The organism is Brachybacterium vulturis (assembly GCF_043641765.1).
GTDB classification, from domain to species: domain Bacteria; phylum Actinomycetota; class Actinomycetes; order Actinomycetales; family Dermabacteraceae; genus Brachybacterium; species Brachybacterium vulturis_A.
The window spans coordinates 89,251-101,337 of the sequence record NZ_JBHZRO010000004.1 but is presented as its reverse complement, the minus strand read 5'-3'; the positions used below and the strand labels follow the sequence as shown (position 1 = coordinate 101,337).

Annotated in this window: 7 protein-coding genes and 1 tRNA gene; 5 read left to right on the top strand and 3 right to left on the bottom strand. The window is 70.4% G+C overall.

The window, feature by feature from the left end; all coding sequences use genetic code 11:
• Positions 1–31 precede the first annotated feature (31 nt).
• Positions 32–1,501, top strand: coding sequence for a pyruvate kinase (gene pyk / locus ACHUEU_RS04320; protein WP_394214667.1), 1,470 nt, complete (start codon positions 32–34; stop codon positions 1,499–1,501).
• 165 nt (positions 1,502–1,666) lie between these two features.
• On the opposite strand, the gene ACHUEU_RS04315 is transcribed toward pyk, so the two are convergent.
• Together ACHUEU_RS04315 and ACHUEU_RS04310 are read right to left on the bottom strand one after the other, a co-directional pair.
• Positions 1,667–4,093: a beta-N-acetylglucosaminidase domain-containing protein gene (locus tag ACHUEU_RS04315; RefSeq protein WP_394214666.1), complete on the bottom strand. Its 2,427-nt coding sequence runs from the start codon at positions 4,091–4,093 to the stop codon at positions 1,667–1,669.
• Between the two features lie 573 nt (positions 4,094–4,666).
• Positions 4,667–4,749, bottom strand: a tRNA-Leu gene (locus tag ACHUEU_RS04310).
• Between the two features lie 109 nt (positions 4,750–4,858).
• On the opposite strand from ACHUEU_RS04310, the gene ACHUEU_RS04305 reads away from it, so the two are divergent.
• Positions 4,859–5,506 carry an ANTAR domain-containing response regulator gene (locus ACHUEU_RS04305; protein WP_394214665.1) on the top strand — a complete coding sequence of 216 codons (648 nt, stop codon included), beginning with the start codon at positions 4,859–4,861 and terminating at the stop codon, positions 5,504–5,506.
• Positions 5,507–5,561: 55 nt separating this feature from the next.
• Positions 5,562–6,920 (top strand): ABC transporter substrate-binding protein, encoded by a 1,359-nt coding sequence (locus tag ACHUEU_RS04300; protein WP_394214664.1) that lies wholly within the window; start codon positions 5,562–5,564, stop codon positions 6,918–6,920.
• Between the two features lie 42 nt (positions 6,921–6,962).
• On the opposite strand, the gene ACHUEU_RS04295 is transcribed toward ACHUEU_RS04300, so the two are convergent.
• Positions 6,963–7,457, bottom strand: a complete 495-nt coding sequence (locus ACHUEU_RS04295; protein WP_394214663.1) for a hotdog fold thioesterase — start codon at positions 7,455–7,457, stop codon at positions 6,963–6,965.
• A 63-nt stretch (positions 7,458–7,520) separates the two neighbouring features.
• Between ACHUEU_RS04295 and polA the strand changes: the two genes are divergently transcribed.
• Together polA and rpsA are read left to right on the top strand one after the other, a co-directional pair.
• Positions 7,521–10,238: a DNA polymerase I gene (gene polA / locus ACHUEU_RS04290; protein WP_394214662.1), complete on the top strand. Its 2,718-nt coding sequence runs from the start codon at positions 7,521–7,523 to the stop codon at positions 10,236–10,238.
• Positions 10,239–10,493: 255 nt separating this feature from the next.
• Positions 10,494–11,993: a 30S ribosomal protein S1 gene (rpsA, locus tag ACHUEU_RS04285; protein ID WP_394214661.1), complete on the top strand. Its 1,500-nt coding sequence runs from the start codon at positions 10,494–10,496 to the stop codon at positions 11,991–11,993.
• Positions 11,994–12,087 lie beyond the last annotated feature (94 nt).

Below are 12,087 nucleotides of genomic sequence, written 5' to 3'. Positions count from 1 at the left end.
CGGCCCTCACACGAACTACAGATGGGTTGACATGCGCAAAGCGAAGATCGTCTGCACACTCGGTCCCGCGACCGGCACCTACGAGCAGATCCGCACCCTGATCGAGGCTGGGATGAACGTCGCCCGGATGAACTTCAGCCACGGCACGCACGACGATCACTCGCAGGTGTACGCGAACATCCGTCGCGCCGCCGAGGACCTCGGGAAGAACGTCGCCGTGCTGGTGGACCTGCAGGGCCCGAAGATCCGCCTGGGCACGTTCTCCGACGGTCCGCATCAGCTCGAGGTCGGTGAGACCTTCACCATCACCACCGACGACATCGAGGGCACCCGCGAGCGAGTCTCCACCACCTTCAAGGGCCTGCCGGGCGACTGCCGCCCCGGAGATGTGCTGCTGATCGACGACGGCAAGGTCTCCGTGCGTGTCACCGAGGTCACCGATACCGAGGTCGTCACCGTCGTCGAGGTCCCCGGACCGGTCTCGAACAACAAGGGCATCAACCTGCCGGGCGTGGCCGTGTCCGTTCCCGCGATGAGCGAGAAGGACGTGGCGGATCTCCGCTTCGGTCTGGGCCTCGGCGCGGATCTGGTGGCGCTGTCCTTCGTCCGCGACGCCCACGACATGGACGACGTCCTGCGCATCATGCAGGAGGAGAACCGTCGGGTGCCGGTGATCGCCAAGATCGAGAAGCCGCAGGCGGTGCGGGCGCTGCGCTCGATCGTCGGTGCCTTCGACGGCATCATGGTCGCCCGCGGCGACCTGGGTGTCGAGCTGCCGCTGGAGCAGGTCCCGCTGGTGCAGAAGCGCGCCATCGAGCTGGCCCGCCGCAATGCGAAGCCCGTGATCGTCGCCACCCAGGTGCTGGAGTCGATGATCGAGAGCCCGCGGCCCACCCGCGCGGAGGCCTCGGACTGCGCCAACGCGATCCTCGACGGCGCCGACGCGGTCATGCTCTCGGGAGAGACCAGCGTGGGCAAGTACCCCTTCGAGGCGGTGCGCACCATGGCCCGGATCATCATCAACACCGAGGAGAACGGCGCGGATCGCATCCTCCCGCTGGGCACCATCCCGCACACCCGCGGCGGTGCGATCACCCGCGCGGCCGCCGAGATCGGCGACCAGCTCTCCGCCCAGTACCTGGTGACCTTCACCGAGTCCGGCGACACCGCGCGCCGCCTGTCCCGACTGCGTCCCAGCATCCCGCTGCTGGCACTGACCCCGTATCCCGAGGTGGCCCGCCAGCTGTCGATGACCTGGGGCATCGAGGCGCACCTGGTCCCGATGCAGAATGACACCGACGCGATGGTCGGCAAGGTCGACGATCTGCTGCGCGAGCAGAAGGGCCTGCAGAAGAACGATCTGGTCATCGTCGCCGCCGGTTCCCCTCCCGGCGTGCACGGCTCCACCAACACGCTGCGCGTGCATCGCATCGGCGACCTCGACGGCACCGAGTCCGCCCGCATCGAGGCTGATCGGATCGCCTCCGGCGTGCACAGCTGAGACGGAAGACGCTGCGCGATGGCGGCGTCCGGCAGCTCCTGGGCTGCGGGGCGCCGCCATCGCGATGCGAGGTGCCGGGCGTGGGGATCGGCCCGCATTCCTTCTGCGCGTGACCATGGAGCCGACCCCGGACCGGTTCTCGGTCCGGGGCCGGCCTCGGTGGAATCAGGCGGTGGGGGGTTCCTCGGCGAGTCCGAACTCGCGGACCTGTACCCACTTCCCGCCGGGATTGGGGCCGGTCACGCGAAGGCGGCCGTACCGCGCCTCGATGGGCGCATCCAGGGTCACCTCCACGACCGGGTCACCGGTGGTGGCACCGACCTGGGTCCAGCTGTCGCCGTCGGCAGAGAGCTCGAGCGCCCCGTGGTAGATCTGATCGCCGGCAGTGGTGTCGCTGCGGGCCATCTGCACGCGCACGAATCCGATCGGGTGGCTCTCCTCGAGCTCGAGGCGGATCTCGTCGCCGACCTGCGGGGCCCGGGAGGACCAGTAGAAGGTGGACAGGTCGCCGTCGACCATCCGCTCCGGGAGGTGGTCGCCGTAGGTGCCGATCGTGGTGGTGGCCGTGCCGGGCAGACCACGGAAGGGCAGGGAGGGATCGTTCGGCAGGACGGCGCGCAGCTCCTCCCAGGCCCGGGAGGCGAAGGTCTCGAACCGTCCATCGCCGACGGAGGGGACGATCTGGTCCTCCCGATACACCCCGTCCGCTCGCTGGTCGGGAACGGTCGCCTTCCCCGCCTCCGCGAGGTGATCCCCCACGCGGGCCGCGGCCGCCGCCGCATCCTCCGGCCGGTCCTCCGCGAGCGCGCCGAGCATCTCGACCTGAGCGAGCAACCCGTCGGCCCAGTGCCCCGCGGCGATGATCCACGGACGCGTGTCCTGATGGAACTGGACGTACGCCATCTCGGCCAGGACCTCGTCCAGGGCGGTGATGGCCGCCAGGCGGTCCTGGAGGTCCTGCCCGCTCGGTGCGCCGGCCTCGTACGCCGCCCAGAAGTCCTCGATGTCCGCTCCGAGCTCGGGGGCCGACGGGGATCCCGCGCGGTAGGGCCAGTTCTGATTGAGGTCCGCGAAGACCCGCAGAGCGGCCCGGACCTCCTCGTCCGCACCTGCGAGCTCGTCGAGCACGGCCGCCCAGGATTCCCACGGGTCGTAGGCGGACGGGTTCCAGCAGTAGTCGCCGTAGTTCGCCAGGGAGATCAGCGAGGCGTAGGGCTCGATCATGGGGTTCGCGGTGAAGCCGGCCAGCAGCTCGTGCAGGGAGTCGTCACGGCCCTCGAGCGGGTTGAGGAACAGGCGGTCGCGGCGGCCGTCGTTCACGGGGAAGTTGTCCCAGATGAACAGGTGGTCGGTGTGGTAGCTCTCGACCGCGCGGGCGACGGATTCCTCGGTGATCGATGGGGAGAACACTCCCTCACCGGTCCACTGGATGCGGATGTCGGGATCCGCGCCGGTGCCGAAGGCGGTCTTGTAGGCGCTGCGCCCGGAGCCGGCGTAGTGCGTGGGGACGGTCTGCAGAGGGACCAGTCCGTTCGCGTCCACGTACTCGCTCTGGATCCGATTGAGGTAGTGCACCTGGGCCGCGGCGAGGGAGTCGAACTGGGCGGCGTCCTCCTCGCCGAGACCGGTGGGGATGTCGTCGAGGGCGATGTAGAAGCTGGTCACGCCGAGCTCGCGCAGCTGATCGAACTTGGTCACGGTGGCCTCGAAGTCAGCGTCGCTGCCGTAGGTGATGTCATTGCCGGGCGAGAGGGCATAGGTGAAGGCCACGTGGTGGGCGTTCGCGGTCGTCACCAGCTCGGCGAGACGGTCCAGCTCCTCGCCCTCGTAGAGCTCGCGCCACTTCGAGCGCAGCAGCAGATCGTCCTTCGGCGTGTAGATGTAGGTGTTGAGCTTGTGGGCGCCGTAGAAGGCGAAGTGGTCCAGGCGTGACTGGTGCGACCAGGGGATGCCGTAGAACCCCTCGATGGCCCCGCGGATCTCCATCAGCGGCTCGTCGCGCACCAGGACGGCGGGGAGCTTGGAGGTGCCGGCCAGGAGCTGGCGCAGGGTCTGGACGGCGTAGTACGTGCCCCGGGCGTCCCGACCGGCGAGCACGGCTACGGGACCGCGGTCGCGGCCGGTGGCCAGGACGTACCCGTCTGCGGCGAGGTCGCCCGGACCGTCGATGCCGAGGCCCGCGAGAGCGGGGGCCACCGTCGGGTTGTCCTCCGGGGTGCCGAGGTGGATCCGGGGGCCGTGGGCGGTGGTGCTCGCCTCGGTCGCGAGGACGACGTCGACGGGCCCGCCGGGGCGCTCGAGCAGAGCTTCCAGGGAGGCCAGCGCCGCGGGGTCGGTGTCCTGGCCGACGATGATCGAGACCTTCCCACCGAGGTTCACGCCGTGCTCGCTCGGTTCCATCGCGCTCGGTTGTGGGCGTACCACAGGCAGCTCGCCGCCGTCCGGGGACGCGAGCGCCGCCGTGCCGGGCAGGGCCGCGACGCCGCCCAGGGCGAGGCCGAGGCCGAGGACGCCGCGGCGCGACAGGATGGCCGCGCCGGGGAGTCGTGAGGAATGGGAAGAGGAGGAGGTCGAGGGTGTGGATCGATTCACGTTGTCGCCTTTCTGGGTCCGTGTGCGCTGGGCGGCGCCAGGGGAGGGATGGCGTGCTCTGCGCCACGGTGGTGTGACGTGCGGCACGATCGCCCGTTCACGGTAACAGGCTGTCCCAGATTCCGAAGGGGCATTGCGGAATGTTCCTGCGCGGCGGGTCTGCCGCTGCCGTTCAGGGTTCGACCTCGCCTCGGCATGCTTCGCATTCGTCGTGAGTGTTCTGACAATGTTGTGCGGCCTCCGCTGCTGCGGCCGCTCGCGCGTCGCACATGAAGCCGGGATCGGAGCCCGACGAGCGATCGCGCGTCGGTTCCGTGATGACCGTGTTCGCAGCCCCATGGCCGGTCACAGCCACGTCCCCGTGGGTGCGCCTCCCGACGATGCCGGCCGGTCATCCGAGGGGGATCGTCACGCGGCCGGTGGCCCGCGCGAGGATCCGACGGGCGAGCGCGGCCCGGGATGAGGTTCCTCATCGGCGCGGGCCTGGAAAGCATGTGCCCATGTCGTGCCCCAAGAGACTCGATCTGGGGCGCACTGTGAACGTCACTGCAGATCACAGAACACAGCTGGAGGTGCCGGGTGCGGGACTCGAACCCGCACGCCCTCGCGGACAGCGCATTTTGAGTGCGCCGCGTCTACCATTCCGCCAACCCGGCTCACCCCCCGTGCAGGAGGGCTGGATTAGGATACCGCTGATGACCACCGGCCTTGACCCTGGAGGTGCTGTGCACCGATGGAGAGGCCCTTCTCGAGACACAGGGCGACATGACTGACGATACGACTTCCCTCCCCGACGACGCCCAGGACGATGCTCCGCCGCAGGTGGAGGCACCGCGCCGCACCGCGGTGGTGGCCGAGGACGAGAGCCTCATCCGGATGGACATCGTCGAGACGCTGACCGAGGCGGGCTTCGATGTGATCGCGGCCGTCGGCGACGGCGAGAGTGCCGTGGCGAAGGCCCGTGAGCTGCGCCCCGACATCGTGGTGATGGACGTGAAGATGCCGCAGATGGACGGCGTGACCGCCGCCGAGCGGATCGGGGAGGACAATCTGGCGCCCGTGGTGATGCTCACCGCCTTCTCGCAGGCCGAGCTGGTCGAGCGGGCCCGGGACGCCGGCGCGATGGCCTACGTCGTCAAGCCCTTCACGCCGGCGGATCTGCTGCCGGCGATCGAGATCGCCATCTCGCGCTACCAGCAGATCACCCAGCTGGAGTCCGAGATCGCTGATCTGGGGGAGCGGTTCGAGACCCGCAAGCGCGTGGACCGGGCCAAGGGGCTGCTGCAGACCAACATGGGGCTGAGCGAGCCGGAGGCGTTCCGCTGGATCCAGAAGACGTCGATGGATCGTCGTCTGACCATGCGGGAGGTCGCTGACGCGGTCGTGGACCAGTTGGGCGGTCCGAAGGACTGAGAGGGGACCGCCCGGACCCGGGGTGGGTCGGGCGGAGAAGGGGGACTGCGCGACGATGGCGATCACACGACGTGCCCTGGTGCGCGGTCTCGGGGTCGGGATCCTCGGCGCCGGCGCGCTGACCGGCTGCGGGCGGGGACGGGGGTCCCGGCCGACGGAGCCTCCCCCCACCGCTCAGGCGCTCGAGGAGCCCGACACCCCGCTGATGATCGGACAGATCGGTGCGGCCTACGGCCGGATGGCCGCCTTCGAGGAGGCGATCTCCGTCTCGATCGAGGAGGCGCGGATCGACGTCAACGCCCGCTGGGACGGACTGTTCGGGCACGAGGTCACCCTGCTCGACCGCCACGTGATGCAGGAGCCCGGTGAGGATCTCACCGGGGTCATCGAGGAGCTGGCCGGCGCGGGCGCGACCTGCCTGATCACCTCGATCGACGAGGAGTCGCTGATCGCAGCGATGCCTACGATCGTCGAGGCGGGCCTGGCGGTGATCGACGTGTTCACCTCGGGCATGAGCGTGCGCACCCCGGAGGTGCAGACCGCGAACCTGCTGATGCGGCTGGCTCCCGATGACCGGATCCTCGCCGCGCAGTACGGCCAGATCGCGCTGGGCACCGATTCCGCCGAGGGCGGGACCCCGGGAACGGTCGCCTTCCTCTCCGAGGACACCGCCCAGGGGCGCAGCCTGCTCCAGGAGCTGGAGCTCTTTCTCAACCCGCGCAGCGGGCGGATCGTGTCCGAGCAGTTCTACCCGGTGGGAGATCTCGGCGACATCGGTGCCCGGGTGAAGTCCGTGCTGCAGGAGCCGCCGGCGCTGCTGGTGCTCAACGGCGGTCAGGAGTCGGCGCCCTTCCTCTCCGCGCTGTACGACGCCACCCTGGACGAGGACGACCGCCCCACGATCACGATCCCTGCGCGGCTCTCCCCGGCCGCGACCGTCGACTACTCACAGCTGCCGGTCGCGGAGGAGCTGCTCCCGGACTGCCTGAGCTCTGCCACCGGGTACCAGCCCGGGGGCGAGATCACCGCGGGGCACGGAGCGATGATGCTCAATCGCAGCAGCGGCTTCCTGCGCAGCGGCTTCGCCTACTCCCAGCAGGGGTATGACGCGTTCACCATGGCCTGCCTGGCCGCGCAGCACGCACTGTCGGTGACCGGCACGGCACTGGCCGCCGCGGTCCCGGCGATCCTCACCGGCTCCGAGGCCTGCACCGACTACGAGACCTGCCGGCGGGTGATGCGGACTGCGCTCGAGGCCCAGGACCGTGCGACCGTGGCCTACGAGGGACGGGCGGGGAAGCTCGAGCTGGGGCCGCTCTCCGACGCCCGGATCGGGGAGCTGCGCGAGTACACCTGGTCTGCGGCGAACATGCTGGAGGGCGGCTCGGCGACGAGCTTCGAAGCCGCCGGATGACCCGCCGCCGCAGCGTGGCCCGGAGCCGCCGGTGAGCGGATGTCAGCGGGGCGGCAGCAGCTGGGTCGCGACGGTCACGGTGCTCAGCAGTCGTCCCTGGTCGTCGTGGACATCGACCAGATAATTGGCCACCTGGCGTCCCAGATGCAGCGGCTCACAGGAGGCGAGGACCCTGCCGCTGCGGGCCGAGCGGTGATGCAGGGCCGAGACCGAGGTCCCCACCGCGTGCGCCCCGTCGCCGTGGACCGCACGGGCCTGCAGGAGCGCGGCGAAGGAGGCGATGGACTCCGCCAGCGCGATGGTCGCACCACCGTGCAGGAGACCGGCCGGCTGGGTGTTGCCCGGCACGGGCATCGTCGCCGTGCCGCCGCCCGCGTCCAGGGTGAGCAGCTCGATCCCGCAGCGCTCCAGGAGCGTCCCCTGCAGCAGTGGGGTGAAGTGCTCGCGCAGCTCGTCGCTGACCGGCGGTGCGGTGGGGGCACCGCCCGGGGCGGACGGGGCCGGTGAGGGATCGGGGGTGCGCAGGGAGTCGTTCATGCCTCGAGCCTGCCACAGCCGAGCGGGCCGCGAGGGCATCAGCGACGTGGGAGACTGCTCCCCATGAGTGCGAGTGACACCGACGACCAGCGCATCCTTCTCATCGACGGGCACGCGATGGCCTTCCGGGCCTTCTTCGCCCTGCCCGCCGACGGGTTCAGCGACGGCCGCGGCCAGGCGACCAACGCGGTGTACGGCTTCGCCCGGATGATCATCAACGTGGTCGCCTCCGAGCGGCCCACGCATGTGGCGGTCGCCTTCGACCTGCCCGGCGGCACCTTCCGCGACCGCATCTTCGACCAGTACAAGGGCGGCCGCGACGAGACCCCACCGGCCTTCCACGGCCAGATCGACCTGATCATGCAGGTCCTCGACGCGCTCGGGGTGCGGTGGCTGACCTACGAGGACTACGAGGCCGACGACATCATCGCCACCCTCGCCGCCCGCGCCGAGGAGGCGGGCCACGAGGCGCTGATCGTCTCCAGCGACCGTGACGCGATCCAGCTGATCGGCGAGAAGGTCACCCTGCTGCAGCCCATCAAGGGCGTCACCGAGATGCGTCGGATGACCCCGGACGCGGTGGAGGAGAAGTACGGCATCCCTCCCGAGCGATACCCCGACCTCGCGGCCCTGGTGGGCGAGGCCGCCGACAACCTCCCGGGCGTGCCCGGCGTCGGCCCCAAGACCGCCGCGAAGTGGATCGTCCAGTACGGCGACCTGCCCGGGGTGATCGCCCACGCCGAGGAGATCACGGGCAAGGCCGGCCAATCCCTGCGCGATCACCTCGCGGACGTCGAGCGGAACCGGCGGATGAACGCCGCCGTCACCACCCTGGATCTGCCCACCGACGCAGAGCACTACGCCCTGGGCCGGGGCGACCGCACCCGGGTGCTCGAGGTGTTCGACGACCTCGCCTTCGGCGACACGATCCGCCGTGACCTCCCGGCCGCGCTGCTGGGCGAGGGGGCGGACGAGGGCGCCGCAGAGGAGACGGCGCAGGCCGCGGAGGTCCTGGACATCCGCGACGCCGCCGCGCTGCAGCAGCTGCTGGACACCGGCGGCGAGGTGCTCGCCCTCGATGCCGTGGAGGACGTCCGCGGCGGGGCCCTGGTGGGCCTCGCGACCCCCGCCGTGGCGGGCGCGATCCAGCTGGGACGGCTGGACCCCGAGGCCACCGACCTGCTCGCCGCCGCCCTCGCCGCCGCCACCGAGATCCGGGTCGCCGATGCCCCGGCGGTCCGCTCCTGGCTGGAGCTGAACGGGTACCGGCTGGGGGAGCGGGCGCGTGACCTCTCACTGGAGTCCTTCGTGCTGCGACCCGGGGCGCGCAGCTACGACGCCGAGGCGCTCGCGACCGATCTGGGCGGGGCCAGCTTCGAGCCGAAGCCCCGCAAGCCCGCGGAGTCGACCCTGAAGAAGGAGACCCCGGAGGTGCGTGCCGAGCATGTCGCCCGCGCCGGGGCCCGCCTGGCGACCGCGGCCGCAGCGCTGCACCCCGCGGCCGAGGAGCTCACCGCCCGCACCACCGGCGAGCCGTGGGCCCGCAGCATCCTCGACGACCTCGAACAGCCGCTGCAGGCCGTGCTCGAGACGATGCACGAGCGCGGCATCGCGATCGACCAGGAGGCGCTGGGGACCCTGCGGGAGGAGTTCGAGGGCTTCGTCGCGCAGGCCAAGCGCGAGGCCGGGCAGATCGTGGGGGAGGAGGTCAACCTCGCCTCGCCCAAGCAGCTCCAGGTGGTGCTGTTCGAGACCCTCGGCCTGCCCACCACGCGCAAGATCTCCTCGGGACACTCCACCGACGCCGAGTCCCTCACCGATCTGCTGGAGTCGCTGGATCCCGACTCCGCCGGGCACCGCTTCCTCACCGCGCTGCTGCGCTTCCGCGAGATGAGCAAGCTGACCGGCTACCTGGTGGGGCTGGACAAGGTGGTCGATGCCGGCTCCCGCGTGCACACCACCTTCCAGCAGACCGCCGCCGCGACCGGTCGTCTCGCCTCCACCGAGCCGAACCTGCAGAACATCCCCGCGCGCACCGCCGAGGGGCAGCGGATCCGGGACGTGTTCGTCGCCGGGGAGGGCTTCGAGACGCTGCTGACCGCCGACTACTCGCAGATCGAGATGCGCATCATGGCGCACCTGTCCGAGGACACCGGCCTCATCGAGGCCTTCCGCTCGGGGGAGGACCTGCACAACTTCGTCGCCTCCCGGGTGTTCGGGGTGAGCCCCGGCGCGGTGGACCCGGCGATGCGCTCGAAGACCAAGGCCGTCAGCTACGGCCTGGCCTACGGACTCTCCGCCTTCGGCCTCTCGCGGCAGCTGCGGATCTCCCGGGCCGAGGCGACCGCGCTGCGGGACGGCTACTTCGAGCGCTTCGGCGGGGTGCGCGACTACCTGCACCACAGCGTGGAGACCGCCCGGAGCACCGGATTCACCGAGACGCTGCTGGGTCGTCGGCGCTATCTCCCCGACCTCACCTCCGAGAACCGTCAGCGCCGCGAGAACGCCGAGCGGGTCGCGCTGAACTCCCCGATCCAGGGCAGCGCGGCGGACATCATCAAGCTCGCGATGCTCGCCGTCGAGCGCCGGATGCGGGAGGCGGAGCTCGCCTCCCGGATGCTGCTGCAGGTCCACGACGAGCTCGTGGTCGAGGTCGCGCCGGGGGAGCTGGACCGGGTGCGGACCATCGTCGAGGACGGCATGGACTCGGCCTACGAGCTGTCCGTCCCGCTCGAGGTCGGCGTCGGCATCGGCCGCACCTGGCGTGAGGCCGCGCACTGAGCGCACGCCCCGGGCGGAGCCGGAGCGGCGGGGAGGGCCCCGCGGGACGGACGTCACACCGGTGGCGCCGTCGGTCGGTGCCCTGGTCCTCGCGGATCTGCGGCCGGACTGTTAGGCTCTTCGAGGTCTGTGCGCGAGCCGACGCCGTCGTGGTCACCACGTCGTGCGCCGCCCGGGCACCGACCGGCCCTCCACGGAGGGTCGGCACGTCCATCGACCCTACTCAATTCCTGTCCCGACGGAGTCCTTACCTACATGACCGACACCACGACCCCCCAGATCGCCATCAATGACATCGGCGGCGCCGACGAACTCATGGCCGCCATCGATGCCACCATCAAGTACTTCAACGATGGCGACATCGTCGAGGGCACTGTGGTGAAGGTCGATCACGACGAGGTCCTCCTGGACATCGGCTACAAGACCGAGGGCGTCATCCCCTCGCGCGAGCTGTCCATCAAGCACGACGTCGACCCCGGTGAGGTCGTCGAGGTCGGCGACGAGATCGAGGCCCTGGTCCTCCAGAAGGAGGACAAGGAAGGCCGTCTGATCCTGTCCAAGAAGCGCGCCCAGTACGAGCGCGCCTGGGGCACGATCGAGCAGATCAAGGAAGACGAGGGCGTCGTCACCGGCCGCGTCATCGAGGTCGTCAAGGGCGGCCTCATCGTCGACATCGGCCTGCGCGGCTTCCTGCCCGCCTCCCTCGTGGAGATGCGGCGCGTCCGCGACCTGCAGCCCTACGTCGGCCAGGAGATCGAGGCGAAGATCATCGAGCTCGACAAGAACCGCAATAACGTGGTCCTCTCGCGTCGCGCCTACCTCGAGGAGACCCAGTCGGCGGTCCGTTCGGACTTCCTGCAGACCCTGCAGAAGGGCCAGGTCCGCGAGGGCGCCGTGTCCTCCATCGTGAACTTCGGCGCCTTCGTCGATCTCGGCGGTGTCGACGGCCTGGTGCACGTCTCCGAGCTGTCCTGGAAGCACATCGACCACCCCTCCGAGGTCGTCGAGGTGGGCCAGAAGGTCAAGGTCGAGGTCCTGGACGTCGACATGGACCGCGAGCGCGTCTCCCTGTCGCTGAAGGCGACCCAGGAGGACCCGTGGCAGCTCTTCGCCCGCACCCACGCCATCGGCGAGGTCGTCCCGGGCAAGGTCACCAAGCTGGTCCCCTTCGGCGCATTCGTGCGTGTCGAGGACGGCATCGAGGGCCTCGTGCACATCTCCGAGCTGGCCCAGCGCCACGTGGATCTGCCCGAGCAGGTCGTCACCGTCGACCAGGACGTGTTCGTCAAGGTCATCGACATCGATCTCGAGCGTCGCCGGATCTCGCTCTCGCTCAAGCAGGCCAATGAGGGCGTCGACCCCGAGGGTGACGACACCACCTTCGATCCCGCGCTCTACGGCATGGCCGCCGAGTACGACGCCAACGGCGAGTACAAGTACCCCGAGGGCTTCGACCCGGAGACCAACGAGTGGCTCGAGGGCTACGAGACCCAGCGCGAGGAGTGGGAGGGTCAGTACGCGGCCGCCTACGAGCGCTGGACCGCGCACAAGGCTCAGGTCATCGAGGCCATCAAGGCCGACGAGGAGTCCGCGAACGCCCCGGCCGCCGCGTCCACGACCTCGTCGTCCTCCTCCTCGGAGCCCGCCGCCCCCGCCGCGGCGCAGTCCTCCTACCAGTCGAGCTCCTCGGACGAGGGCACCCTGGCCTCCGACGAGGCCCTGGCCGCCCTGCGCGCCAAGCTCACCGGCAACTGATCCACGGATCCTTCCGAGCAACGGCCCGGTCCCCGCATCGCGCGGGGGCCGGGCCGTTGCCGTGGGCGGATCGTGAACAGGCTGGGCAGCAGCG